The 24,533-nt window shown below is 65.5% G+C and carries 24 protein-coding genes; 17 read left to right on the top strand and 7 right to left on the bottom strand.

Going from position 1 to position 24,533, the window contains the following annotated elements:
- On the bottom strand, window positions 1–680 hold a 680-nt coding region (locus tag B4L36_RS13570; protein ID WP_292958218.1), incomplete at its 3' end, for a helicase HerA-like domain-containing protein.
- Window positions 681–1,256: 576 nt separating this feature from the next.
- Here B4L36_RS13570 and B4L36_RS13565 point away from each other — a divergent pair.
- Entirely contained in the window at window positions 1,257–2,006 is a 750-nt protein-coding gene (locus tag B4L36_RS13565) for an invasion associated locus B family protein (protein WP_292958216.1), read from the top strand.
- 69 nt (window positions 2,007–2,075) lie between these two features.
- Here B4L36_RS13565 and B4L36_RS13560 read toward each other — a convergent pair whose 3' ends face one another.
- The 3 genes from B4L36_RS13560 to lpxD form a co-directional block, all read right to left on the bottom strand.
- Window positions 2,076–3,284, bottom strand: coding sequence for a beta-ketoacyl-[acyl-carrier-protein] synthase family protein (locus tag B4L36_RS13560; protein ID WP_292958224.1), 1,209 nt, complete (start codon window positions 3,282–3,284; stop codon window positions 2,076–2,078).
- Between the two features lie 89 nt (window positions 3,285–3,373).
- The gene (locus tag B4L36_RS13555) at window positions 3,374–3,640 is read right to left on the bottom strand and encodes an acyl carrier protein (protein ID WP_292958214.1); all 267 of its coding nucleotides are present in this window, start codon (window positions 3,638–3,640) and stop codon (window positions 3,374–3,376) included.
- A 12-nt stretch (window positions 3,641–3,652) separates the two neighbouring features.
- The gene (gene lpxD, locus B4L36_RS13550) at window positions 3,653–4,753 is read right to left on the bottom strand and encodes a UDP-3-O-(3-hydroxymyristoyl)glucosamine N-acyltransferase (protein WP_292958212.1); all 1,101 of its coding nucleotides are present in this window, start codon (window positions 4,751–4,753) and stop codon (window positions 3,653–3,655) included.
- A gap of 589 nt (window positions 4,754–5,342) precedes the next feature.
- On the opposite strand from lpxD, the gene B4L36_RS13545 reads away from it, so the two are divergent.
- Together B4L36_RS13545 and B4L36_RS13540 are read left to right on the top strand one after the other, a co-directional pair.
- Entirely contained in the window at window positions 5,343–5,903 is a 561-nt protein-coding gene (locus B4L36_RS13545) for a YcbK family protein (protein WP_292958210.1), read from the top strand.
- 203 nt (window positions 5,904–6,106) lie between these two features.
- Window positions 6,107–6,700: a TetR/AcrR family transcriptional regulator gene (locus B4L36_RS13540; protein WP_292958208.1), complete on the top strand. Its 594-nt coding sequence runs from the start codon at window positions 6,107–6,109 to the stop codon at window positions 6,698–6,700.
- 11 nt (window positions 6,701–6,711) lie between these two features.
- Here the strand turns inward: B4L36_RS13540 and B4L36_RS13535 are convergent, their stop codons facing one another.
- On the bottom strand, window positions 6,712–7,329 hold the full coding sequence (locus B4L36_RS13535; RefSeq protein WP_292958206.1) for a TetR family transcriptional regulator C-terminal domain-containing protein: 618 nt from the start codon (window positions 7,327–7,329) through the stop codon (window positions 6,712–6,714).
- A gap of 140 nt (window positions 7,330–7,469) precedes the next feature.
- Between B4L36_RS13535 and B4L36_RS13530 the strand changes: the two genes are divergently transcribed.
- From B4L36_RS13530 to B4L36_RS13490, 9 genes are all read left to right on the top strand, one after another.
- Complete coding sequence (locus B4L36_RS13530) at window positions 7,470–8,795, top strand: aspartate aminotransferase family protein (RefSeq protein ID WP_292958204.1); 1,326 nt, start codon at window positions 7,470–7,472, stop codon at window positions 8,793–8,795.
- The gene (locus tag B4L36_RS13525) at window positions 8,792–9,073 is read left to right on the top strand and encodes a cupin domain-containing protein (protein ID WP_292958202.1); all 282 of its coding nucleotides are present in this window, start codon (window positions 8,792–8,794) and stop codon (window positions 9,071–9,073) included. The genes B4L36_RS13530 and B4L36_RS13525 overlap by 4 nt, the downstream gene beginning before the upstream one ends.
- 59 nt (window positions 9,074–9,132) lie before the next feature.
- Window positions 9,133–10,395, top strand: coding sequence for a Zn-dependent hydrolase (locus B4L36_RS13520; protein WP_292958200.1), 1,263 nt, complete (start codon window positions 9,133–9,135; stop codon window positions 10,393–10,395).
- 69 nt (window positions 10,396–10,464) lie between these two features.
- Entirely contained in the window at window positions 10,465–11,916 is a 1,452-nt protein-coding gene (hydA, locus tag B4L36_RS13515; RefSeq protein ID WP_292958198.1) for a dihydropyrimidinase, read from the top strand.
- 355 nt (window positions 11,917–12,271) lie between these two features.
- Entirely contained in the window at window positions 12,272–13,048 is a 777-nt protein-coding gene (locus tag B4L36_RS13510) for an ABC transporter ATP-binding protein (RefSeq protein WP_292958196.1), read from the top strand.
- A 31-nt stretch (window positions 13,049–13,079) separates the two neighbouring features.
- On the top strand, window positions 13,080–13,961 hold the full coding sequence (locus B4L36_RS13505) for an ABC transporter permease (RefSeq protein WP_292958222.1): 882 nt from the start codon (window positions 13,080–13,082) through the stop codon (window positions 13,959–13,961).
- Window positions 13,958–14,800 (top strand): ABC transporter permease, encoded by an 843-nt coding sequence (locus tag B4L36_RS13500; protein ID WP_292958194.1) that lies wholly within the window; start codon window positions 13,958–13,960, stop codon window positions 14,798–14,800. The genes B4L36_RS13505 and B4L36_RS13500 overlap by 4 nt, the downstream gene beginning before the upstream one ends.
- A 23-nt stretch (window positions 14,801–14,823) precedes the next feature.
- Window positions 14,824–15,810, top strand: a complete 987-nt coding sequence (locus B4L36_RS13495) for an ABC transporter substrate-binding protein (protein ID WP_292958192.1) — start codon at window positions 14,824–14,826, stop codon at window positions 15,808–15,810.
- Window positions 15,811–16,042: 232 nt separating this feature from the next.
- Entirely contained in the window at window positions 16,043–16,645 is a 603-nt protein-coding gene (locus tag B4L36_RS13490; protein WP_292958190.1) for a YitT family protein, read from the top strand.
- Between the two features lie 54 nt (window positions 16,646–16,699).
- On the opposite strand, the gene B4L36_RS13485 is transcribed toward B4L36_RS13490, so the two are convergent.
- Window positions 16,700–17,524, bottom strand: a complete 825-nt coding sequence (locus tag B4L36_RS13485) for a hypothetical protein (RefSeq protein WP_292958188.1) — start codon at window positions 17,522–17,524, stop codon at window positions 16,700–16,702.
- A 129-nt stretch (window positions 17,525–17,653) separates the two neighbouring features.
- Here B4L36_RS13485 and B4L36_RS13480 point away from each other — a divergent pair, with 129 nt between their 5' ends.
- From B4L36_RS13480 to preA, 5 genes are all read left to right on the top strand, one after another.
- A complete protein-coding gene (locus B4L36_RS13480; RefSeq protein WP_292958186.1) occupies window positions 17,654–18,010 on the top strand; it encodes a PepSY domain-containing protein in 357 nt (118 codons plus the stop codon).
- 24 nt (window positions 18,011–18,034) lie between these two features.
- Window positions 18,035–18,697 (top strand): response regulator transcription factor, encoded by a 663-nt coding sequence (locus B4L36_RS13475; protein WP_292958184.1) that lies wholly within the window; start codon window positions 18,035–18,037, stop codon window positions 18,695–18,697.
- Complete coding sequence (locus B4L36_RS13470; RefSeq protein WP_292958182.1) at window positions 18,694–20,028, top strand: sensor histidine kinase; 1,335 nt, start codon at window positions 18,694–18,696, stop codon at window positions 20,026–20,028. Before B4L36_RS13475 ends, B4L36_RS13470 begins: the two co-directional genes overlap by 4 nt.
- 71 nt (window positions 20,029–20,099) lie before the next feature.
- On the top strand, window positions 20,100–21,434 hold the full coding sequence (locus tag B4L36_RS13465) for an NAD(P)-dependent oxidoreductase (protein ID WP_292958180.1): 1,335 nt from the start codon (window positions 20,100–20,102) through the stop codon (window positions 21,432–21,434).
- Window positions 21,435–21,609: 175 nt separating this feature from the next.
- Window positions 21,610–22,908: an NAD-dependent dihydropyrimidine dehydrogenase subunit PreA gene (gene preA / locus B4L36_RS13460; RefSeq protein WP_292958178.1), complete on the top strand. Its 1,299-nt coding sequence runs from the start codon at window positions 21,610–21,612 to the stop codon at window positions 22,906–22,908.
- Window positions 22,909–22,963: 55 nt separating this feature from the next.
- On the opposite strand, the gene putP is transcribed toward preA, so the two are convergent.
- A complete protein-coding gene (gene putP, locus B4L36_RS13455; RefSeq protein WP_292958176.1) occupies window positions 22,964–24,433 on the bottom strand; it encodes a sodium/proline symporter PutP in 1,470 nt (489 codons plus the stop codon).
- Window positions 24,434–24,533 lie beyond the last annotated feature (100 nt).

The following is a 24,533-nucleotide window of genomic DNA, read 5'->3' as shown; positions in this document are numbered from 1 at the left end:
TCGTCCTGCCGGATCAGATCGGACAATTCCATCGCGGGCTCGCCAAACAGCCTGCCCGCGCCCTGGTTTTCAAGCACCAGAAGCGCGCGCTGGATCGCCCCGATGCTGGCCGTGCCGACATTGCCGTATTGCAGCGACAGTTCCGTCGCGTTCTGGCCGACCCAGACCAGCATGGATTGCAGATCCTTCAGGTCCAGCAGCGCAAGCCCCTGTTCGTCGGCGACGCGGAAGGCGATGTTCATCACCCCTTCCTGTGCCTCGGTCAGATCCAGCAGACGCGACAGCAGCAGAGGCCCCATTTCGGCCGGGGTGGTACGGACGGGATGTCCCTTCTCGCCCCAGACATCCCAGAAAACGGTCGGGAACGGCTGATAATCGAGGTCCAGCCCGATCTGACCGGCGCGTTTGCTGAACGCCTCGTGCAGTCGGGCCTCGGCGCTGCCGGACTGCGACAATCCGGCCAGGTCGCCCTTCACGTCCGACAGAAAGACCGGCACACCGGCCAAAGACAGGCTTTCGGCAAGGGTCTGCAGGGTCACGGTCTTGCCGGTCCCGGTCGCACCGGCGATCATGCCGTGACGGTTGGCGTATTTCATCAGCAGGGATTGCGGGTTGGCATAGGATGGGCCGCCGCCGCCGACGAAGATCGTATTTGCCTCTGCGTCCAGCACCCCGGTCATGCCCCGCCCCCGTTTTTGCGTTTTTCCGCCGCCAGTTCAGGCTGCGTGCGTTGCGACAATACAATCTTAAGGAAAATGTGTCAGTATGCGAATCGTCCGGGGTCACGATCGTGGACGTCGGACCTTCCTCCCTGTTGGACTGCCGCGCCTTCGGGCGCGGCTTTTTTCGTCCGGATGAGGCGTGCATCAGCCCAGCCCGAAGAGCCCGGTGGAATTGTGATCGAAACTGTCCTTCTGGACTGTTGACGGATCACGGCCGCGCGACTAGCGTGCGGCCAATGATGACCGGCCAGTCCGGCAGGGAGCAAACGCAAATGCGTTCAGGGGCCGCAGAAAACTGCGGCCCTTTCGCATGTCGCGCGCCCGGGTGCCAGCCGTGATTGTCCCGTTGCGTCAGGCTGCGGTCCCGGCGCGCAAGACACAAGTCGGGAACACCTTACCCTGCGTCAGCCGCCACTGGCGCGACGCGCACGCCAAGGTGAAGCCCTGTGACGCTGACGGATCGGTTGCGGCCTGACAAAGCGCGTCGGACGTGCTAGGCGGCGTCAAAGCATCGAGCAAAGGGAAGACACGAGAATGCTCAACAAATCTTCGCAGGCGCTGATCCTGGCTCTGAGCGTGATCGCCGCACCGGCCTTCGCCCAGGATGCCGCCGCCCCGGCCGAGGCGACCCAGCCCGCGACGTCGGCCCCGGAAACAACCGCCGCGCCGCAGGCGCCCGCGACAGGCGAGACCGCGCCCGCCGCAGACGCCGCAACAGCGAGCCAGGACAACGCCACCCCGGCCGCGCCCGCTGATGATGGCGCGCCGAAGGCCGGAAGCTACTATGTCAAATCGACGAAACAGGACTGGACCATTCGTTGCGTCAAGGCCCAGCAGGGCAAGGATCCGTGCGAATTGTATCAGCTGATGAAGGATCAGAATGACAATTCCGTGGCGGAAATCACGGTGATCCCGCTGAAAAACGGCGATGTCGCGGCTGGCGCGACGCTGGTGGCACCGCTGGAAACCGACCTGATCGAGGGGCTTGGCTTTGCGGTCGATGATGGCAAGTCGCGCGGGTATCCGTTCAGCTTCTGCGCCTCTGTCGGCTGCGTGTCGCGCATGGGTTTCACCGATGCCGAACTGACCGCATTGAAGCGCGGAAACAAGGCCGTCGTCAGCCTGCTGCCCTTTGGCGCCGATCCGAAAAAGCCGGTTCAGCTGACCCTCTCGCTGACCGGTTTCACGGCGGCGTTCGATGAACTGACCGATTATGCATCAACGCCCGCAACCTCGAACGGTGCCGCCCCGGCCGAAACGGAAAGCGCGCCTTCGGGCAACTGATCGCATACCTGCGAATGCCAGATCGCCGTGCCCGCCGGGCGCGGCGTTGCGATATGGGCCCGACCGTGTTCAGACCCGGCGCAGGGCGACGACTGCGTTCAGCCCGCCGAAAGCGAAGGCGTTGGACAGGACCGCTTCGACCCGCGCCTCGCGCGCCTCGTTCGGCACCACGTCCAGCGCACATTCCGGATCCGGTTCCTGATAGCCGATCGTCGGCGCGATCACGCCATCGCGCAGGGCCATGATGCAGGCCAGCATTTCCACCGCGCCGGTGCCGCCGATCACGTGGCCATGCATCGATTTCGTGGACGAGATCATCAACCGGTCGGCGTGATGACCGAAGGCATGGGCGACGGCGGCGCATTCGGTCTTGTCATTGGCCGCAGTGCCGGTGCCATGGGCATTGATATAGCCGACCTGATCGGGATTCAGGCGCGCATCCTGCAAGGCACCGGTGATCGCGCGCTCGGCGCCCTGGGCCGAGGGCATGACGATATCCTGCGCGTCCGAGGACATGGCAAATCCCACCACCTCGGCCAGAATCTCGGCGTCGCGCGCGCGGGCGCTGTCGTAATCCTCGAAGACGAAGACGCCAGCGCCCTCGCCCTGGACCATGCCGTTGCGATTGGCGCTGAAGGGGCGGCAGGCGTCGCGGGACATGACGCGCAGCCCCTCCCAGGCCTTGACGCCGCCAAAGCACAGCATCGCCTCGGACCCGCCGGTCAGCATCACCTTTGCCGCGCCCGACCGCACCATCTGGAAGGCCAGCCCCATCGCGTGATTCGAGCTGGCGCAGGCAGTGGCCACGGTAAAGGCGGGGCCGCGCAAGCCGAATTCCATGCTGACATGGCTGGCCGCCGCATTGTTCATCAGCTTCGGCACGACGAAGGGATGAACGCGGTTCTTCCCCTCCTCATAGACATGGCGGTAATTCTCGTCCCAGGTGTTCAGCCCGCCGCCCGCCGTGCCCAGCACGACCCCCGAACGCAGGCCCAGGGCACCTTCGAAATCCAGCCCGGACTGGGCGACGGCCTGTTTCGCGGCCAGCAGCGTGAACTGGGTGAACTTGTCATAAAGCACGATCTGCTGGCGGTTGAAATAATCCTCGGCCCGCCAGTCATGGACCTGCCCGCCGATCTGGATCGACAGCCGGTCCACATCGCGGAAATCAAGCTGCGTGATGCCGCAACGCCCTTCGCGGAAGGCCTGCATCGTCGAGGCGACATCGTGGCCAAGCGCGTTGATGGTGCCCGCCCCGGTGATGACGACGCGGCGCAATCCGTCGTCGGGCCGGCGCGTTGCAGCAGGGGCGGCAAGCCGATCGGGCATGGCCGGCGCGGCCGCCCCCTTTCCCGTCTTCTTCGGATTCATGCGGCTTTCTGGGCCACCAGCCGCCGGACCGCCGCGATGATCGTGCCCATGTTCGAGATGTCGAAATCCGATTTCTCGGGCTCATTGGCATTGAACGGGATCGAGATGTCGAATTCCTCTTCCAGCGCGAAGATGGATTCGACCAGTCCCAGACTGTCGATCCCCAGTTCCTCGGGCGTGGCCTCGCTGGTCACCTGTTCGGGATCCAGCATCGCCTGTTCTGCGACGATCTCGCGAATGCGCGATTCGATCTGGTCGGTCATATGGCCTCCTGCTCAGCCCTTGTCCAACAATCGTGTAACAGTTTCCTGAAGCTTTGCCAGTTGTTGTGCAAAACGCGGCAGCCGCCGGACGGCCTTCTGGATTTCCATCTGGGTTTCCATCTTCACGGCCGGATTGCCCAGGATGACCCGGCCCGCCGGCACACGACTGAAGATCTTCGTGGCCCCGCCTGCGATCACGTCGTCGCCGATCTCGATATTGTCGCTGACGCCGACCTGCCCGGCCAGGATCACCCGGTCGCCCACGCGGCTCGACCCGGCAATGCCGACCAGCCCGCAAAGAAGGCAGTCCGCACCGACAACGACATTGTGGCCGATCTGGACCAGATTGTCGATCTTGGTGCCGCGCCCGATCCGCGTGGCCCGGATCGTGCCACGGTCGATGGTGGCATTCGCGCCGATCTCGACATCGTCGCCGATCTCGACCCCGCCCAGCGAATGGATGCGCGTCCAGTGCTGCGGGACGAACCCCTCGCGCGTGCCCAGAGAGCGTCGGATCTCCTCGATCCCCGATTCCTCCGGGGTGACGAAGGAAAAGCCGTCGCCGCCGATCACCGCGCCCGGCTGCATGATCAGCCTGTCGCCGGCGCTGACACCATGACCGATCCGCGCCCCTTCGCGCAGCAACGCCTCGCGCCCCAGCCGCGCCCCGCGTCCGACCGAGACATGCGAGGCGATCCGCGCGCCCTGCCCGATCACCACATCCGCGCCGATCACCACGAAGGCGCCGATCGCCGCACCGGCGCCGATCCGCGCCGTCGGGTCGATCACCGCGGTGGGGTGGATGCCGGGCGCGATGTCCGGACCGGGATCGAAGGTGCGGGTCAGCCCGGCAAGCAGCAGGCGAGGGCGGGGCGCGAAGATCGCGGCCCGCAGCCCGTACTCCTCGGGATCCATGCCCTGGGCCAGGATCGCCATGCTGCCGGGCTTCAGGCCGTCGGCATATTTCGGCGCCATCGCCATCGCGATCAGACCGCCCTCGGGACCGACGGGGACAGTGTTCGCGGGCTCGGCGGCGCCGGTCACCGGCAGCGACAGATCGCCCCAACCCTGCGCGTCCAGCGCCCGGGCAAGCTCTCCGACGGTCAAGGCCATGCGTCGTCTCCTTTCGCTGGACAGCGACTTAATCCTTCACGGCGCGTTAATCCAGACGGCCCTTTCCAGGGGCCCAGGCGCCACGGCGTCACGGATATGCGAGCCACGTCGCGGCAGATTTGATGATGTCGGGCCAAGCAACCTCTCGCCTGCAGGTTCCGTTCGTGGCGCTTTGGCCACAGACGCGGCCTTGTCATGCGCCCTGAGCGCCCGGACAACTTGCGGTTGAACCGAGCTTTCGCGACGCTTTGCCACGGTTGCTGCTGCAGCCCGCGCCCACAGCAACGCACTTTTCGGCTAATATGACTGGACAATCCGCCGCGTCCGGTCCGTTCAATCGAGCCAGAGGGAAATTTCACCGCCATCACATCGGTCCTGTTGCCTTGCCGCAACGCTTGCGATGACAATTCGCAACACCGCCGCAAGATGAGCGAATTTCTGCCTATGGTGGAAAAAACGCCCGCTTTCGCGACCAAAGCGGTTTCCCGACGCACAGCATTTTGACATATTGTTAGGCAATCGAGACTAAATCTCGAGAATGTCGCGGAAGAACGCGGCCGCAAGAACGAAGCAGGACAGGCGATCTGACATGACAATGGACCTCATCTCCCGCCGGGGACTCATGGGCGTATTCGCGGCCACGACAGTCACGGCGGCACCCGTGATGGCGAATGCCTTCGGCTTTCTCCGTGGCGCGGGCGACATGCGTCGCGTGCGCATGTACAATGGACGGACTGGCGAAAGCATCGACACCGTTTACTGGGTCAACGGCAAGTATATTCGCGAAGCACTGAATGAAATCAATATCTTCATGCGCGATTGGCGAACCGGGACCGCGATCGGCATCGACCCGCGCGCGATGGATGTCGCCGCAGCGACCCACAGGCTGCTGCAGACGAACGAACCCTACATGATGCTGTCGGGCTATCGTTCGCCGCAGACCAACGCGATGCTGCGCCGGACGTCTTCTGGTGTCGCCAAGAACTCTCTGCACATGTCCGGCAAGGCTGCGGACATGCGGCTCAAGTCGCGTTCGGTCGCGCAGATGTTCAAGGCGGCGGTTGCATGCAGGGCGGGGGGGGTCGGCAAATACAGCCGCTCGAACTTCGTTCACATGGATTGCGGCCCGATCCGCCAATGGGGCGCGTGATCCGGGATCGTTGCCAATGATGGCAGACGAAGGCGCCGCTCGCGGAAAACGCGGGTGGCGCCTTCGTCTTCGGCGCCGCGCGGCTTCCTCGCGCGGAGTTGCGTCTTGCCGGCGCAATTGTCCGGCCTGCGCACGCGAGGCTTGACCCGCAAGACGCATTCCAGGACGCTTCAACAACGCTTTGGAAACGAACGGGATCGTCCATGCCTTACAGAACACGCCGGTATCGTGCGGCCAAGAAGATCCAGGCCGCTGCCGTCGAACTGGCGGTCAGGGACGGTCTGGCGAATGTCACCACGGATGCGATCGCCCGGCTTGCCGGCGTCAGCACCCGGACCTTCTTTAACTACTATCCCTACAAGGAGGCGGCGATCATGGGGCCGCCGCCCGATTACCCGGCCGAGGCCAGCGAGGAATTCGTCAACGGCACCGGCCCGCTGATCGAGGATCTGCGCGTGCTGATCACCACCCATCTCGGCCGCTTTCTGGACGAACGCGAGATGCTGGGCCACATCTTCGCGCTGGCCGAAACGGATCCCAAGCTGGAGGCCCTGCGCAACAGCGCGATCCTGGCGCGGCGGGCGCAGATGCGGCAATTGCTTCAGCGGCGGATGCCGGATGCCGATCCCCGTCTGGTCGAAATTCTGGCCGCGGCCATCGTTGCCGCAACCAATGTCGCCACCAAGGACTGGATCACCGGCGAGGTCGATGATTTCATCGCGGCGGCCCGCCATAATCTGGCGCTGATCTCTACCGCAACCGCGATGCTGACCGGGCCGGCGCCCGGCCCCACCTGATCCGGCCCGTCCTAGACTGCCAGCATCCGACGATAGAGATTGTCCAGATAGGCGTCGGCTCCGACATAGGGATCCTGGGCAGGGCCAAGGACCGCGCGGACCTGAACCTCGAAATCCGCATAATGCTGCGTCAGCGCCCAGATCGAGAAGATCAGGTGGTGCGGATCGACCCGGCTCAGTCGCCCGGCCGCGATCCAGCCAGCCAGAATCGCCACGGTGTCATTGACCAGATCGCGCAGCCTGCCGCCAAGAATATCGCCCAGATGCGGCGCACCTTGCAAAATCTCATAGGCGAAAAGCCGGCTTTCGCGAGGATAATCGCGCGACATCCGCAGCTTGGTGTGAACATAGCCCAGAACCTCGTCCAGCGGATCGCCGTCGGGATCCAGGTTCAGCATCGGCGCCAGCCACAGATCCAGAAGCGTGGTCAGCAGGGTGCGGTGGATCTCGTCCTTCGAGGCAAAGTAATACAGGACGTTCGGCTTCGACAGGCCCGCCGCCTCGGCGATCTGGTCGATGGTCGCGCCGCGGAAACCGCTTTCCGAAAAGACCGTCAGCGCGCCCTCCAGGATAAGATCGCGGTTCTTCTGCTGGATCCTGGTCCGCTGCGGTTCAGGCTGATCTGTCATTGGCAAATCCGATCTGGCATGATCCAAACTTGGGCATCGGGGCCCGATTTGTCATGCGGCATCTCTGCGTGCTTGACTGGCTCTGGCCCCGTGCTAGCCTGATCCTGACCTTTTGGTCAATAATTTGCAGAGGTTCCCCGATGCCGCTCGACCGCAAGCCCGCCCCGAACGACCTGCGTGCCTTCTGGATGCCGTTCACCGCCAACCGTCAGTTCAAGGCGCAGCCGCGCATGCTGGTGGCGGCCAGCGACATGCACTACACCGCCGCCGATGGCCGCGCGATCCTGGATGGAACCGCGGGTCTGTGGTGCTGCAACGCGGGACATTGCCGGCCCCGCATCACCGAGGCGGTGCAGGCGCAAATCGGCCAACTGGATTATGCCCCCGCCTTCCAGATGGGTCATCCGCTGGCGTTCGAGCTGGCCAACCGCCTGGTCGATATCGCGCCTGACGGCATCGAACATGTGTTCTACTGCAATTCCGGCAGCGAAGCCGTCGATACCGCCCTGAAAATCGCGCTGGCCTGGCACCGTGCACGCGGCGACGGCGCGCGCACGCGCCTGATCGGACGCGAGCGCGGCTATCACGGCGTCGGCTTCGGCGGCATCTCGGTCGGTGGCATCGTCAACAACCGCCGCTTCTTTGGCAATCTGCTGACCGGCGTGGACCACCTGTCCCATACGCATCTGCCCCGGAACGCCTTCACGAAAGGCCAGCCTGAACACGGCGCCGATCTTGCGGATGAACTGGAACGCATCATCGCCCTGCATGGCGCCGAGACCGTCGCCGCGGTGATCGTCGAGCCGATGGCCGGTTCCACCGGCGTGCTGCTGCCGCCCAAGGGCTATCTGCAGCGGCTGCGCGAGATCACCCGCCGACACGGAATCCTGCTGATCTTCGACGAGGTCATCACCGGTTTCGGCCGGCTCGGCAGCCCCTTCGCCGCGCAGCATTTCGACGTTCTGCCCGACATGATCACCTGCGCCAAGGGCCTGACCAACGGCGTCGTCCCGATGGGCGCGGTGCTGACCACGGCCGCGATCCACGACGCCTTCATGCAGGGCCCCGACCATGTGATCGAGCTGTTCCACGGCTATACCTATTCCGGCAATCCGGTTTCCTGTGCGGCGGCGATCGCCACCCTGGACACCTATGCCGAGGAAGGGCTGCTGACCCGCGCCGCCGAGCTGGAGGCGCATTGGCAAGAGGCGCTGCACGCCCTTCGCGGCCTGCCTCATGTGATCGACATCCGCAACATGGGCCTGATCGGCGCCGTCGAACTGGCCCCGATCGAGGGCCAGCCCGGCAAGCGCGGCTTCGACGCTTTCGTGAAAGCCTTCGAGGCCGGGATCCTGATCCGCGTGACCGGCGATATCATCGCGATGTCGCCGCCGCTGATCATCAGCAAGGACCAGATCGATGAATTGATCGACACCCTCGCCGATGTCCTGAAGGCCACCGCATGAGCACGCCCGCCTCCTCGGTCCTGATGGATGACGACAGGGTTCGGGTCACGCGCTATGACTTTGCGCCGGGCGACGAAACCGGCTGGCATGTTCACGACATGGAATACGTCATTGTCACGCTGACCGATTGCCGGTTGCGCCTTGACCTGCCCGGCGGGCAGACGACGGACAGCACGATCCCGGCGGGCAGCGCCTATTCCCGGCCCAGAGGAACCGAACACAACGTCGCCAATGGCGGCGCCGCCCCGATGAGCTTTATCGAGGTCGAACTTAAGTAACAGACGCCACTCAGCCGACCGCGCGGCAAGACGCGGCGGCCAGACAGGAAGGACGAGACATGACCCTGACCGGAACGGCCGTGGCCGACAACATGAAGATCGACGGCGACAGGCTGTGGGACAGCCTGATGGAGATGGCCAAGATCGGCCCCGGCGTCGCCGGCGGCAACAATCGCCAGACGCTGACCGACGCCGATGCCGAAGGCCGCGCCCTGTTCCGCATGTGGTGCGAGGAGGCGGGGATGAACATGGCCCTGGACCGGATGGGCAACATGTTCATGCGCCATGAGGGCGAGGAGCCCGATCTGGACCCGGTCTATATCGGCAGCCACCTGGATACCCAGCCGACCGGCGGCAAATATGACGGCGTTCTGGGCGTGCTTTCGGGGCTGGAGGTGATCCGCTCGATCCGGGACATGGGGATCCGGACGCGCCGGCCCATCGTGGTGGCGAACTGGACCAACGAGGAAGGGACTCGCTTCGCACCGGCGATGCTGGCCTCGGGAGTTTTTGCCGGGATCCATGACGAGGATTATGCCAACAGCCGCGAGGATGCCGAAGGCAGGACATTCGGCGCGGAACTGGACCGGATCGGCTGGCGCGGCGACGAGGAGCCGGGCCGGCGTCCGATCCATGCGATGTTCGAATACCATATCGAACAGGGTCCGATTCTGGAGGCCGAGGGCAAGCAGGTCGGCATCGTCACCCACGGCCAGGGTCTGTGGTGGCTGCAGGTCACGCTGCTGGGCAAGGACGCGCATACCGGGTCCACCCCGATGGAGATGCGGATGAACGCGGGGCTTGGCATGGCACGCATCACGGAGGCCGTTCACCGGATCGCGATGGAACATCAGCCAGACGCCGTCGGTGCGGTGGGCCAGGCCAATGTCTATCCCAACAGCCGCAACGTGATCCCCGGCCGCGCGGTCTTTACCATCGACTTCCGCAGCCCCGATCTGGACAAGCTGACCTCGATGCGGACGAAGTTGGAGGCGGAAGCGACTGAAATCGCAAAGGATCTTGGTCTTGGAATCGAGATCGAGCCGGTCGGCCATTTCGATCCGGTGACATTCGACGCAGGGCTGGCGCAATCGCTGCGCGACGCGGCCCGGCGGCTGGGCTATTCGCATATGGATATCGTCAGCGGCGCGGGCCACGACGCCTGCTGGATCAATCGCGTGGCGCCCACGGTGATGATCATGTGCCCCTGTGTGGACGGGCTGTCGCATAACGAGGCCGAAGAGATCAGCCCCGAATGGGCCAAGGCCGGCGCCGACGTGCTGCTGCACGCGGTGCTGGATGCGGCAGAGGTTGTCCGCTGAGGCGGACGGAGGCCGGGGGCGCCGCCCCCGGACCCCCGGGGTATTTGGACAACGAAGAAGAGGCTGGTGATGAGCACGGTTATCAGAAACGGAACCATCGTGACGGCCGATCTGACCTATGAGGCGGATGTGCTGATCGAGGGTGGCAGGATCGCGGCGATCGGTCAGGGTCTGACCGGCGACACGCAACTGGACGCGACCGGCTGCTATGTCATGCCGGGCGGGATCGACCCGCACACGCATCTGGAAATGCCGTTCATGGGCACCTATTCCGCCGACGATTTCGAATCCGGCACCCGGGCCGCGCTGGCCGGCGGGACCACGATGGTCGTGGATTTCGCCCTGCCCTCGCCCGGTCAGGGACTGCTGGACGCACTGCAGATGTGGGACAACAAGTCCGGGCGCGCGCATTGCGATTACAGTTATCACATGGCCGTCACCTGGTGGGGTCAGCAGGTCTTTGACGAGATGGCCGAAATCGTTGATCGCGGCATCACCAGCTTCAAGCATTTCATGGCCTACAAGGGCGCGCTGATGGTGAATGACGACGAGTTGTTCGCCAGTTTTCGCCGCGTCGGCGATCTGGGCGGGATCGCGATGGTCCATGCCGAGAACGGCGATGTGGTGGCGGAACTGTCGGCGCGGCTGTTGGCCGAGGGCAATACCGGCCCCGAAGCGCATGCCTATTCGCGTCCGCCGCAGGTCGAGGGCGAGGCCACCAACCGCGCGATCATGGTCGCCGACATGGCGGGTGTGCCGCTCTATGTCGTGCATGTGTCCTGCGAGGATAGTCACGAGGCGATCCGCCGCGCGCGTCAGCAGGGCAAACGGGTCTGGGGCGAGCCGCTGATCCAGCATCTGACGCTGGATGAAAGCGAGTATTTCGACAAGGATTGGGATCACGCGGCGCGCCGTGTCATGTCGCCCCCCTTCCGCGACAAGCGCCATCAGGACAGCCTGTGGGCGGGGCTGCAATCGGGCAGCCTGTCGGTGGTGGCGACCGATCATTGCGCCTTCACGACCGAGCAGAAGCGCCATGGCGTCGGCGACTTCACCAAGATCCCGAACGGCACCGGCGGTCTTGAGGATCGGATGCCGATGCTGTGGACCCACGGCGTCGGTACCGGGCGCCTGACGCCGAACGAATTTGTCGCGGCGACCTCGACCAACAGCGCCAAGATCCTGGGCATGTATCCGAAGAAAGGCGCAGTGCTGGTCGGCAGCGATGCCGATCTGGTGGTCTGGGATCCCGAAGCCGAAAAGACCATCAGCGCCGGCAGCCAGCAATCGGCGATCGACTATAATGTGTTCGAAGGACAGAAGGTGAAGGGCCTGCCGCGCTACACGATCACGCGCGGCGTGGTGGCGGTGACCGAGGGCAAGCTGGACAGTCGCGAGGGCCATGGTGAATTCGTCGCCCGCGAGCCGCGCGGAACGGTCAATCGGGCGCTGTCGCAGTGGAAAGAGTTGACTGCGCCACGGCCAGTGGAACGGACGGGGATCCCCGCCAGCGGGGTGTGATTGTGAAGGGTGCCCTGCCTGCCACCGGCCGGTCCGTGCCGGATGCGACCGCTGCAAGACCTGGGACTGCCAACGGCTTGGCCGTCGGGAACCCGGGCGAGGACAAGGCGCTGCCGGGCAAGATCGGGGGCGGCGGCTCGAACCAGGCAAACGAACATAGGGCCCGACCTGTCAACGGCGCGATGGACCGAGGGCGACGGATCGGCGCGATGGTCAACCATTCCGGTCATGGCCCTCGCTCTCGGAAACCTCGTGAGGGCCGGTTCGCCGCGGCGATCGCCTTTCGGGGTCCGGAGGCCAGCGCCGCTGTCAGCGGGCAGGACATCCGCGCGGTTGGTGGACTGAAGAGGTCGGCATGAACGAGGTCATTCGGGCGCAGGAGATCGGCCTGACCTTCCAGACGGCCGACGGCCCGGTCCACGCGCTGAAGGATGTCGACCTGACCATCGGCCAGGGCGATTTCGTCAGCTTCATCGGCCCCTCGGGCTGCGGGAAGACCACGCTTCTGCGCGCCATCGCCGCGCTGGAGACACCGACCGAGGGACGGTTGTCGGTCAACGGCATGGAACCGGATGCCGCGCGCAAGGCCCGGGCCTATGGCTATGTGTTCCAGGCGCCGGGGCTTTATCCGTGGCGAACGATTTCGGGGAACATCTCCCTTCCGCTTGAGATCATGGGGTTTCCACGCGCCGACCGGCGGCAGCGGACGGCCCGCGTCCTGGAACTGGTCGATCTGGCCGGGTTCGGGGCGAAATATCCGTGGCAATTGTCCGGCGGGATGCAGCAGCGGGCCAGCATCGCCCGCGCGCTGGCCTTCGATGCCGATATCCTGTTGATGGACGAACCCTTCGGCGCGCTTGACGAGATCGTCCGCGACCGGTTGAACGAGGCACTGCTGGATCTGTGGGCCAAGACCGGAAAGACCATCGCTTTCGTGACCCACTCGATCCCCGAAGCCGTCTATCTGTCCACGCGCATCGTCGTCATGTCGCCGCGGCCGGGGCGGATCACCCGGATCATCGACAGTTCCCTGCCGCGCGATCGCCCGCTGGACATCCGCGACACGCCCGACTTCATTGCGCTGGCGCACGAGGTCCGCGAGGCGCTGCGGGACGGGCACGGCGATGACTGACGCCGCCATCGGAGAGATGCGCGGCGGAGGAATGCTGCGCCGGGCCGCCAAGGGCCGCACCCTGCCCGTCCTGGCCGTCCTGCTGGCCATCGTCGCGATCTGGTATGCCGGCGCCGTCGGCCTGAACGCGCAATGGGTGCGGGATCAGGCGGCGCGCAGCGAGACGGTGCTGAGCACTGGAGAATTCGTCGTCCGGACGCTGAGCCTGGATCGCCCCGTCCTGCCCGCGCCGCATCAGGTGGCCGCCGGTCTGTGGGACGGGATCGCGGGGCAGAAGATCACCTCGAAACGCAGTCTTGTCTGGCACGGCTGGGTCACGCTGTCGGCGACGCTGGCGGGCTTTGCCATCGGCACCGCGGCGGGGATCCTGCTGGCGGTCGGCATCGTGCACAACCGCGCGATGGACCAGTCGGTGATGCCTTGGGCGGTGGCCAGCCAGACCGTGCCGATCCTGGCCATCGCGCCGATGGTGATCGTCGTCCTTGCCAGCGCGGGGATCACCGGGCTTCTGCCCAAGGCGGTAATCGCGGCCTGGCTGTCATTCTTCCCGGTCCTGGTCGGGATGGTAAAGGGGCTGAGGACACCCGACGCGATGCAGCTGGATCTGATGAAAAGCTGGTCGGCCTCGCCTTCGCAGATTTTCTGGCGGCTGCGGCTGCCTTCGTCGATGCCCTATCTGTTCGCCAGCCTGAAGGTGGGCGTGGCGGCGGCGCTGGTCGGCACCATCGTGGGCGAATTGCCGGCGGGCGCCAGTTCCGGCCTGGGCGCACGCCTGCTGTCGGGCAGCTATTACGGGCAGACGGTGCAGATCTGGTCGGCGCTTTTTGCCGCGGCAGCACTGGCTGCCGGGCTGGTGATCGCGATCGGCGCGGTCGAGAAGATCGCTCTGCGCCGGATGGGGCTGGCCCGATGACGCTGCTGAAGATCCTTCTGGTCTGGCTGGCCGGCTGGGCGCTGAACATCTGGCTGGCCCGGTTCGACACCAGAACGACACGTCTTCTCGTCGCGGTGATCTTCGGCGCGACGATCCTGATCCTGTGGGAGATGGTCGTGCGGCTTTATGCCGTACCCTCGGTCATTCTGCCGGCGCCCAGCCAGATCGCTGCCGGTTTTGCCGCCAATACCGCGATCCTGTGGACCGATTTCGTGCAGACCATCGTCAAGGGCGCGCTCAGCGGCTGGCTGATCGGCGCCCTGTCGGCGATCCTGACCGCCATTGCCATCGACCGTAGCCCTTTTCTGCAGCGCGGGCTGCTGCCGATCGGAAATTTTGTCGCCGCCCTGCCCATCGTCGGGATCGCACCCATTCTGGTGATGTGGTTCGGCTTCGACTGGCAATCCAAGGCCGCCGTGGTCGTGGTCATGGTCTTCTTCCCGATCCTGGTGAACATGGTCGCGGGACTGGCCGCCACCGACCGGATGCAGCGCGACCTGATGGCGACCTGGGCCGCGCCCTATGGCGCAAGCCTGTGGAAGCTGCGCCTGCCGGCCGCGATGCCGTTCCTGTTCAACGGGTTGAAGATCACCACGACGCTGGCGCTGATCGGTGCCATCGTTGCCGAATTCTTCGGCAGCCCGACCCGGGGGATGGGCTTTCGCATCGCGACTGCCGTCGGGCGGCTGGAATTGCCGCTGGTCTGGGCGGAAATCCTTGTGGCGGCCATCGCCGGATCGCTGTTCTATGGCATTGTCGCGCTGATCGAGAAGAAGGTGACGTTCTGGCACCCGTCGCAGCGCAATCAACGGGGCTGACCGCTCCAACAGAGAGGTGTATGATGAAGAAACTGATGCTTTCGGCCGGCGCCCTTGCGCTGATCGCCGGCGCCGCCCAGGCGGCGGAAGACCTGACCCTGCAATTGAAATGGGTCACGCAGGCGCAGTTCGCGGGCTATTACGTGGCCAAGGACAAGGGCTTCTACGACGAAGAGGATCTGAACGTCAACATCAAGCCGGGCGGACCGGACATCGCGCCGACGCAGGTTCTGGCCGGCGGCGGCGCCGATGTCACCGTCGAATGGATGCCCGCAGCCCTGGCCGCACGCGAAAAGGGCCTGCCGATCGTCAACATCGCCCAGCCGTTCAAGAAATCCGGCATGATGCTGACCTGTCTCAAGGAAAGCGGCATCACCGATCCCAAGACCGATTTCAAGGGCAAGACGCTGGGCGTCTGGTTCTCGGGGAACGAATATCCGTTCCTGTCCTGGATGAACACGCTGGGCCTGTCCACCGATGGCGGACCCGACGGGGTCACCGTCCTGAAACAGGGCTTCAACGTCGATCCGCTGCTGCAAAAGCAGGCCGCCTGCATCAGCACCATGACCTATAACGAATACGGACAGGTTCTGGATGCGGGGCTGACGCCCGAAGATCTGGTGACCTTCAAATACGAGGATCAGGGCGTCGCCACGCTGGAGGACGGCCTGTATACGCTGGAGCAGAATCTTCAGGATCCGGCGATGGTGGACAAGCTGGCCCGGTTCGTGCGCGCCAGCATGAAGGGCTGGACCTATGCCGCGGAAAACCCGCAGGAAGCGGCCGAGATCGTGCTGGAAAACGACGAGACCGGCGCCCAGACCATCGCGCATCAGACCCGCATGATGGGCGAGATCGCGAAGCTTCTGGAAGGATCCGACGGATCGCTGGACGAGGCCGATTATCAGCGCACGGTCGATACGCTGATGTCGGGGGGCTCGGACCCGGTGATCTCCAGGGAACCCGAAGGGGCCTGGTCGGCGGAAGTGACCGACAAGGCAATGAAATGATGACAGGTCCGGCGCGGGTCGAGCTCCGCGCCGGACCTGCCGCAAGGGGCCAAGGACGACGATCATTTCGCGCGGAGAACTGGACGGCCTCAGACGAACCGGGGGGATCGTCGCGCAGTCTGTCCCGATCAAGGTGACCCGGCCCGGCCCAGCTTGGCCGCGTCCCGTTCGACGCTTCGAGAGACAAGCCCCGCCTCTTGCGGATCCCGGCAAGCCGGGCGAGACAGCGGTCATGAAACCGGACACGCGGAAACATTCGTCCCTCGAAGATGCGCAAGGCATCGCCTTCGGCAGCTTCATGGCCGCCATCGGGGTTCTGTTGCTGACCCATCTGGGCTTCGTGACCGGCCAGACGGCGGGGCTGGCGATCCTGATCTCCTATGCGACGGGTTGGGAATTCGGCCCGGTCTTCTTTGTCGTCAACCTGCCCTTCTACTGGCTGGGCTGGAAACGTTTCGGCCCTGTCTTCGTGGCCAAGTCCTTTGCCGCGGTGGCGCTGTTATCCGTGCTGACCATGGTCCTGCCCTCGCTGATGCAATTCGGACCCGTGCATCCGGCCGTGGGCGCGGTGCTGTTCGGCTGCCTGACCGGTGCCGGCTTGCTGGCGCTGTTCCGGCACGGCTCGTCGCTGGGCGGGATCGGGATCGTCGGGCTCTACATTCAGGACGCGACCGGGTTCCGCGCGGGCTGGGTGCAGATGGCGTTCGACGCGGCCCTGTTCCTGATCGCGCTGAGCCTGCGCGACCCGATCACTGTCGCCTGGAGTTTTCTGGGGGCGGTGGTCCTGAACCTGGTGATCGCGATCAATCACCGGCGCGACCGTTATATCGTTTGACGCCTCTATCATCGAATGGCGCGGCGGCCCCCGTCGGGACCGCCGCTTCATGTCCTAGCGCGCGGTTTCGCGCAGGATGTCGCCCTTGGCGTCGATTTCCAGCGTGACCTGTTCGCCCGCGGGATTGGTTGCATCCAGGGCAAAGCGCGGACCGGCGCGGCGGGGTTGGGCCAGATCGGTGTAGCCCGCATCGCCCAGCACCTTGTCGATCGCCGCGCGATCCATCATCGGCGCCCGGCCCGGCCCCTCGCCGGGGCGTTCACCGCGACGATCACCGCCGCGCGGACCTTCCCTGTCGCCGTCATGGCCGCCCATCATGCCCGGGCCGCGACCCTTACGTGATTCGTCCTTGCCGCCGTGCTCACCGCGTTCCGGACCGCGCCCGAAACGCCGGCCGTCACCATCCTCGCGGCCAAAGCGCAACAGCCGGCCCTCGGCGTCGAAACCCGCGCGGAGATCCTCTCCATCCGCATCCTCGCCGCCGATCATCACGCGCGAATCCATCGTGGCCAGCTTGCCGATCGTTGCGAACTGGCCGAAAACCGCATTGTCGCGCACGCTCTGCGGCAGCATCGCGTCGATCAGCGATTGCGGCATCGCGGCGTCGTCCACATCGACCATGACGAGATTGCCGCTCTCGTCGATGACGGCTTGGATCTCACCGCCTCCGGGCAGGTTGCCCTCGATGCGGTTGCCGCCGTGCCGGGCCTCGCGCGTCGCGATGTCGGTCAGGTTCAACGCGCCCAAAACCTGCGGCAGCTGCGTCTGCGGACTGGATTGCGCCGTGGCGGGGGCCTGGTCCTGCGCCAACGCGCCGGTGCCGATCGCGCCCATCAGCGCCAGGATCACGGCAGAGGTTCCCAGTTGAATTCTTCTCATCGTCTTTCCTTTCGTCAACTCTCCGGCCTTTGCATGGCCGGGACGAATCGGTTCTAGGACAATCATGCCGAACCAAGGACCAACCGGCCATTTGGTTTCCATTGGGTGGCAAGTCGGCATAGATGATCCATGCGCCGCAATGTCCTGCCCCTGCTGCTGATCGCCATCCTGTCCCTCGGGGCCGGTTTTTCCCTTCCCCTCGCCCGCCAGCCCGCCGCGATGGCGCAGGATTTTCAGCCGCTGCCCTTCGACCGTCTGGCCCGGCGCGTCAGCGACCGCTATGCCGGCCGCCTTGTCGGGGCCGAGATTCGCCGCCCCAGCCCCCGGGAACACGAATTGGGTGCGGCGCTGGTCTATGAATTCCGCCTCCTCACGCCCGAAGGCAACCTTCTGCGAATCCGGCTGGATGCCCGCACCGGTCGTTTTCTGGAAGTGGCCGGTCGCGGACAATTGCAGGCGCTGCGTCGCGGCAAGGACCGGCCCTAGCTGACAGATGATGACGAGGATTGAATGCGCGCGCTGATTGTCGAGGATGACCCGGTTCTGTCCGGGCAGCTTTCGCAGGCGATGAAGGATGCGGGCTTTGTGACCGATCATGCCGGCGACGGCGAGGCCGGAGAGTTTCTGGGCGCGACCGAATGCTATGACGTGGCGATCCTTGATCTTGGCCTGCCGGGCCTGTCGGGGATCGAGGTTCTGACCCGCTGGCGCGAACAGGGAATCCACATGCCGGTGCTGATCCTGACGGCGCGCGGCGACTGGACCGACAAGGTCGCGGGCTTTCGCGCGGGCGCCGACGATTATGCCGTCAAGCCCTTCCGCCTGGACGAGGTCGTTTTGCGCGCGCGAACCCTGATCCGGCGCGCGGCCGGTCATGCCCGCTCCGTGATCGCCGCAGGCCCGCTGCGGCTGGACAGCCAGTTGGGCGTCATCACCCGCGACGGCGTGGCACTGAAACTGACCGCCTTCGAGGCGCGCATCCTGTCCTATCTGATCCACCACCAGAATCGCGTCGTCAGCCGGACCGAATTGTCGGACCACCTCTACGAGGCCGATACCGATCGCGACTTCAAGTCGATCGAGGTCGTGATCGGCCGCCTTCGCCGCAAGATCGGCGACGGCCTGATCCAGACGCGGCGGGGCGAGGGCTATGTCCTGCGGGCGCTCCCATGATGCGCTCGATCCGGGGGCGACTGCTGGTTCTGGCGGCGGTCTGGCTTGGGGCGGCCCTGCTGGCGGCGTTCCTGGTCATCTCGAATCTGCTGGACGATTTCGTCACCGACCGTTTCGACGCCGAAACGAGGGCGGCTGCGGATTCGCTGATCGCCGGACTCGAGGTCGGCGCCGATAACCGGATTGCGGTCGCGACGCCGCCCGCCGACGCCCGCTTCGGCCTGCCCTTCAGCGGCTGGTATTGGCAGGTTGCAGCGGACGGCCGGGCGGTGGCGCGATCGCCCTCGTTGCTGGACGGGCGGCTTCAAGGCCCGCCGGGCAGCTATGCCGGCCGGCCGGGACGCGGCGCGGATGGCGCCCATCTGCGGGTGTCGCGGCAAGAACTGACCATCCCCGACAGCGATGCCCGCGTCGCCGTGACCGTCACAGCGCCGGCTGACGAAATCCGCGCCAGCCTGCGCCAGATCCGGCGCCCTCTGGCGATTTCGCTGGCGATCCTGGGTCTTGGGCTGGCGGGGGGCACCGTCGTTCAGGTGGCCGTCGGGCTGCGCAGCCTCGATTCGCTGGGCGCCGATCTGCGTCGGGTGCGCGAGGGCCGGACCCATCGCCTGCCCCTGCCCGACGTGTCGGAACTGCGCCCCCTGACGGCCGAGATCAACGCCGCGCTGGACCAGAACGCCACCCTCCTGGCGCGGTCGCGGCGGCATCTGGGCAATCTGGCCCATTCGCTGAAAACGCCGCTGGCGGCGCTGGCCAACGATCTGCCGGGCGATCATCGCGGACAGGCGCTGATCGCGCGCATGGACCGGCTGATCGGCTGGCATCTGCGGCGCGCCCGTGCGGCCCAGCCCGCGACCCTGGGACAGCGCACCGCGATTGCCCAGGTGATCGACGACATCCTCATCGTGCTGCGTCACCCGATGGCCGACAAGGGCATGACCGCGCGGATCCTGGACCCTGCCGCTGCCGCTGCCGACTTCTTCGGCGAACGGCAGGATCTGGAAGAGATGATCGGCAACCTGGCCGAGAACGCGGTGAAATGGGGCCGCTCATGTCTGGTCTTTCGCATCAGCGCAGGACAAGGGCGGGTTCTGATCGCCATCGAGGATGACGGCCCCGGCCTGGCCGAAACCGACGCGCCGCGCGCGTTGATCCGCGGTGCGCGACTGGACGAAACAGGCCCTCCCGGCGCCGGCCTGGGCCTTGCCATCGTCGCCGACCTGGCCGCGCTGCACGGCGGCGAGTTGCGGCTTGAACGGGCGCCGACGGGCGGATTGGCGGCCATCCTGGACCTTCCGGGCTCGATCCGGGACGCGACTCGGGCGGGTTGATTTTACCATTTGATAAAAAAACGCATCTGTGCCAGCCTGAACCTGACCAACAGGTGAGCCAGGAGACACGAATGTCCCAAGCCAGGTTGTCGCCAGGCATCGTCCCGGGCCGTCTTGCGCCCGAGGATCTGGCGCTGAATTTCCGCGACATTGCCCCGCCTCTGACCGCGCACGAGGCACAGGTCGCCGCCGATCGCTGTTATTTCTGTCACGACGCGCCCTGTATAACGGCCTGTCCCACCGCCATCGACATTCCGCTGTTCATCCGCCAGATCGCGACCGGAACGCCGGATGCGGCGGCGATGACCATCTTCCACGCCAATATCCTGGGCGGTATGTGCGCCCGCGTCTGCCCGACCGAAAACCTGTGCGAGGGCGCCTGCGTCAGGATGGAGGCCGAGGGCAGACCGGTCGAGATCGGCGCGCTGCAGCGCCACGCCACCGATGGGCTGATGGCCAGGCCGGGCCATCCGTTCCGGCGGGGCGCGCCGACCGGCAGGCGGATCGCCGTCGTCGGCGCGGGACCTGCGGGCCTGTCCTGCGCGCATCGGCTGGCGGCCAAGGGCCATGAGGTCGTGATCTTCGAGGCGCGCGACAAGCCCGGCGGTCTGAACGAATACGGCATCGCCAGCTACAAGACCGTGGACGGCTTTGCCCAGGCGGAAATCGAATGGCTGCTGGGCATTGGCGGGATCACCATCGAGACCGGCAAGGCCCTTGGCCGCGATCTGACACTGGAAGGTCTGACGGCGGACTACGACGCGGTTTTCCTGGCGATCGGCCTTGGCGCCACGAACGCCCTGCGGACCGGCGATGAAGGAATCGGCAATGTCGGCGACGCGGTGGATTTCATCGCCGAACTGCGGCAGGCCGCGGATCTGGCCGGCCTGGCCGTCGGCCGGGATGTCGTGGTGATCGGCGGCGGAATGACCGCGATCGATGCCGCCGTGCAGTCGAAACTGCTGGGGGCCGAAAACGTGACCATGGTCTATCGGCGCGGGCAGGACCGGATGACCGCCAGCCGGCACGAACAGGATCATGCCAGCGCATCCGGCGTGCGCATCATCCACAACGCCGCGCCGGTGGCAATCCATGGCGACGGCGCTGTCGCAGAGGTGGAATTCTGCTATACCGAGGACAGTCCCGAAGGTCTGGTCATGACCGACCAGCGATTCCGGCTGAAGGCCGACCAATTGTTTCGCGCCATCGGACAGCGGCTGGACGAGGCGCCCGGATCGCCGGCGCTGGAGGGCGGCAAGATCGCCGTCACCGGCCCCGGCCGGACCAGCCTCGACAAGGTCTGGGCGGGCGGCGACTGCGCGGCCGGCGGCGACGACCTGACGGTGACGGCGGTGGCCCAGGGCCGCGATGCCGCGGAAGATATTCACCTGAGCCTGTCGCCATGACGGAAGGACCGGCCATGATCGAGAAACCGTCTTTTCGTCTATGGCCTGCTGCGGGGTGGGGTCACGATGATCCGGCTGCTGCCGGACCGCGCGGCCAAGACAAGGATTGCCCCATCGACCGCAAATAGCTGAAATAGGCCCGGCCCGTCTGGCCCGTTGGAAGGAAGGACAAGCGATGGCTGATCTGCGCAGCGACTTTATCGGGATCAAGTCTCCCAATCCGTTCTGGCTGGCCTCGGCCCCGCCCACCGACAAGGAATACAACGTCCGACGGGCCTTTCAGGCCGGATGGGGCGGGGTCGTGTGGAAGACATTGGGCAGCGAGGGACCGCCCGTCGTGAACGTCAACGGCCCGCGATACGGCGTGATCCATGGCAATGACCGGCGGGTTCTGGGCCTGAACAACATCGAACTCATCACCGACCGCCCGCTGGAGGTGAACCTGCGCGAGATCAAGCAGGTCAAGCGCGACTATCCCGATCGGGCACTGGTCATCAGCCTGATGGTGCCCTGCGACGAGGATAGCTGGCGCAGGATCCTGAGCCAGATCGAGGATACCGGCGCCGACGGGGTCGAACTGAATTTCGGCTGCCCGCACGGGATGTCCGAACGCGGCATGGGCAGCGCGGTCGGACAGGTGCCGGACTATATCGAGATGGTGACACGCTGGGTCAAGCAATATTCGCGGATGCCCTGCATCGTGAAGCTGACGCCGAACATCACCGATATCTGCAAACCGGCCGAGGCTGCCCGGCGCGGCGGGGCCGACGCGGTCAGTCTGATCAACACGATCAACAGCATCACCTCGGTCGATCTGGATCTGTTCGCGCCGCAGCCCACGATCGACGGCAAGGGTGCGCATGGCGGGTATTGCGGGCCGGCAGTCAAGCCGATCGCGCTGAGCATGGTGTCGGAAATCGCGCGCGGCGCGGACACGCGCGGGCTGCCGATCAGCGGCATCGGCGGTATCACGACCTGGCGCGACGCGGCCGAATTCATGGCGCTCGGGGCGGGAAATGTGCAGGTCTGCACGGCGGCGATGACCTATGGCTTCAAGGTGGTGCAGGACATGATCAGCGGGCTGCGCGATTATCTGGACAGCCACGAAATGGGCCTGCCGGACCTGATCGGACGGGCGGTCCCCAATGTCACCGACTGGCGCTACCTGAACCTGAACTATGTCACCAAGGCGGTGATCGACCAGGACGCCTGCATCAAATGCGGGCGCTGCTATGCCGCCTGCGAGGATACCAGCCACCAGGCCATCGCGATGAAGCCCGGTCGCATCTTCGAGGTGATCGAGGAAGAATGCGTCGCCTGCAACCTCTGCGTCGATGTCTGCCCGGTCGAGGATTGCATCACCATGCGCGAACTGGAGCCGGGCGAGCTGGACAGGCGCACGGGCATCCGGCGCGCCGACTATGCCAACTGGACGACGCATCCGAACAATCCGATGGCGAAGGCGGCCGAGTAGCACCCGGCCGTCCGCCTGGGACAGGAATCGCACCGGCGGCGGCGCGATCGCGCGCTCAGCCTCCGGTCAAGGGCCGGAATTCGCCCCTGGCCTCGGTCATCAGGCTGACGCCGATAATGGCAAGTCCCGCCAGCAGGAAACCCGGAATGATCTCGTAGACGCCCGGTCCGCCGAGGAAGCTGGAATTGAGGCCCGCCCATATCCAGATCATGACCGTCACCGCGCCCACGACCAGCCCGGCCACCGCGCCCAGTCCGGTCATGCGCGACCATGTCAGCGACAGGATGATCAGCGGTCCGAAGGCGGCGCCGAACCCGGCCCAGGCATTCGAAACCAGCGACAGCACGCTTGAATTCGGATCGCGGGCGATGAAGGCCGCGACAATGCCGACCGCCAGCACCGCGATGCGACCGACCATGACCAGCATCTTCTCGTCCGCGTCGCGATCGAAGAACAGCCGGTAGAAATCTTCCGTCAGCGAACTGGACGAGACCAGAAGCTGGCTGCTGACGGTGCTCATGATCGCGGCCAGCAGGGCGGCGAACAGAAAGCCCGTAACCAGCGGATGGAACAGCAGATCGGCCAGCAGAATGAAGATCGTCTCGGGGTCTTCGACGGTCAGGCCGTTGCGCACCACATAGGCGCGACCGAAAATGCCCAGACCGACCGCACCCAGCAGCGAAATCGCCATCCAGCCCATTCCGATATTGCGGGCCATCGGCACCTCGCGGACGCTGCGCACCGCCATGAAGCGGACGATGATGTGGGGCTGGCCGAAATAGCCCAGCCCCCAGGTCACCGCCGACAGAAAGCCCACCACGGTCAGCCCCCGGGTCAGCGAAAGAAATTCGGGATCGACCCCCGCCAGGGTCTCGCGCGCCTGATCGAAGCCGCCGCCGCCAGGGCCCATCAGCACCACCAGCGGCATGATGATCAGCGCCAGCATCATGATGCAGCCCTGGACGAAATCGGTCAGGCTGACGGCAAGGAAGCCGCCGATCACCGTATAGGCCAGCACGACCCCCAGCGTCAGCCACACGCCCGCCTGATAATTGCCGCCGAAGGCCGATTGGAACAGCTTGCCGCCGCCGACCAGGCCCGATGCGGTATAGACGGCGAAGAACACCACGATCACCACGGCCGAGATGACGCGAAGCGTCAGGGCTTGCGTCGGGAAGCGGTTGGCGAGAAATCCGGGAATGGTCAGCGAATTGTCGTAGCGTTCGGTCTGTTCGCGCAGTCGCGGCGCCACCACGATCCAGTTGACCAGCGCGCCGACGAAAAGCCCGATCCCGATCCAGGATTCGACAAGCCCGGCGGCATAAAGCGCGCCGGGCAGGCCCAGCAGCAGCCATCCACTCATGTCCGAGGCGCCGGCAGACAGCGCCGCGACCGCCGGTGGCAGGTTGCGTCCGCCCAGCATGTATTCCTCGGAGCTGGAGGTCGATTTCCGCCAAGCGTAGACGCCGATGGCCAGCATCAGCAGAAAATAGAGGATCAGGCTGATCCAGACTCCGGTTGCCATGGCTTCGCCCCTTCTTTGGTAAAAACACCGTGATGGAACAGGGCCTGACAGATCACGCGGCCGGACGCAACCGCCAGGCGTGGCGGCCCCATTTCCGCGC

This window comes from Paracoccus sp. UBA889 (genome assembly GCA_002294185.1).
Lineage (GTDB): Bacteria > Pseudomonadota > Alphaproteobacteria > Rhodobacterales > Rhodobacteraceae > Paracoccus.
Note: the sequence above shows the minus strand (reverse complement) of the source record. Positions and strands in the feature narration are given on the sequence as shown.

Excerpts from the sequence above, each read along its gene's own strand:
- B4L36_RS13480 (WP_292958186.1), top strand. The coding sequence starts at position 17,654 with ATGCGCCGCAATGTCCTGCCCCTGCTGCTGATCGCCATCCTGTCCCTC.
- B4L36_RS13545 (WP_292958210.1), top strand. The coding sequence starts at position 5,343 with ATGACAATGGACCTCATCTCCCGCCGGGGACTCATGGGCGTATTCGCG.
- putP (WP_292958176.1), bottom strand. The coding sequence starts at position 24,433 with ATGGCAACCGGAGTCTGGATCAGCCTGATCCTCTATTTTCTGCTGATG.
- B4L36_RS13540 (WP_292958208.1), top strand. The coding sequence starts at position 6,107 with ATGCCTTACAGAACACGCCGGTATCGTGCGGCCAAGAAGATCCAGGCC.
- B4L36_RS13565 (WP_292958216.1), top strand. The coding sequence starts at position 1,257 with ATGCTCAACAAATCTTCGCAGGCGCTGATCCTGGCTCTGAGCGTGATC.
- B4L36_RS13470 (WP_292958182.1), top strand. The coding sequence starts at position 18,694 with ATGATGCGCTCGATCCGGGGGCGACTGCTGGTTCTGGCGGCGGTCTGG.
- hydA (WP_292958198.1), top strand. The coding sequence starts at position 10,465 with ATGAGCACGGTTATCAGAAACGGAACCATCGTGACGGCCGATCTGACC.
- B4L36_RS13520 (WP_292958200.1), top strand. The coding sequence starts at position 9,133 with ATGACCCTGACCGGAACGGCCGTGGCCGACAACATGAAGATCGACGGC.
- B4L36_RS13525 (WP_292958202.1), top strand. The coding sequence starts at position 8,792 with ATGAGCACGCCCGCCTCCTCGGTCCTGATGGATGACGACAGGGTTCGG.
- preA (WP_292958178.1), top strand. The coding sequence starts at position 21,610 with ATGGCTGATCTGCGCAGCGACTTTATCGGGATCAAGTCTCCCAATCCG.
- B4L36_RS13555 (WP_292958214.1), bottom strand. The coding sequence starts at position 3,640 with ATGACCGACCAGATCGAATCGCGCATTCGCGAGATCGTCGCAGAACAG.
- B4L36_RS13510 (WP_292958196.1), top strand. The coding sequence starts at position 12,272 with ATGAACGAGGTCATTCGGGCGCAGGAGATCGGCCTGACCTTCCAGACG.
- B4L36_RS13535 (WP_292958206.1), bottom strand. The coding sequence starts at position 7,329 with ATGACAGATCAGCCTGAACCGCAGCGGACCAGGATCCAGCAGAAGAAC.
- B4L36_RS13500 (WP_292958194.1), top strand. The coding sequence starts at position 13,958 with ATGACGCTGCTGAAGATCCTTCTGGTCTGGCTGGCCGGCTGGGCGCTG.
- B4L36_RS13495 (WP_292958192.1), top strand. The coding sequence starts at position 14,824 with ATGAAGAAACTGATGCTTTCGGCCGGCGCCCTTGCGCTGATCGCCGGC.
- B4L36_RS13505 (WP_292958222.1), top strand. The coding sequence starts at position 13,080 with ATGCTGCGCCGGGCCGCCAAGGGCCGCACCCTGCCCGTCCTGGCCGTC.
- B4L36_RS13530 (WP_292958204.1), top strand. The coding sequence starts at position 7,470 with ATGCCGCTCGACCGCAAGCCCGCCCCGAACGACCTGCGTGCCTTCTGG.
- B4L36_RS13475 (WP_292958184.1), top strand. The coding sequence starts at position 18,035 with ATGCGCGCGCTGATTGTCGAGGATGACCCGGTTCTGTCCGGGCAGCTT.
- B4L36_RS13485 (WP_292958188.1), bottom strand. The coding sequence starts at position 17,524 with ATGAGAAGAATTCAACTGGGAACCTCTGCCGTGATCCTGGCGCTGATG.
- B4L36_RS13490 (WP_292958190.1), top strand. The coding sequence starts at position 16,043 with ATGAAACCGGACACGCGGAAACATTCGTCCCTCGAAGATGCGCAAGGC.
- lpxD (WP_292958212.1), bottom strand. The coding sequence starts at position 4,753 with ATGGCCTTGACCGTCGGAGAGCTTGCCCGGGCGCTGGACGCGCAGGGT.
- B4L36_RS13465 (WP_292958180.1), top strand. The coding sequence starts at position 20,100 with ATGTCCCAAGCCAGGTTGTCGCCAGGCATCGTCCCGGGCCGTCTTGCG.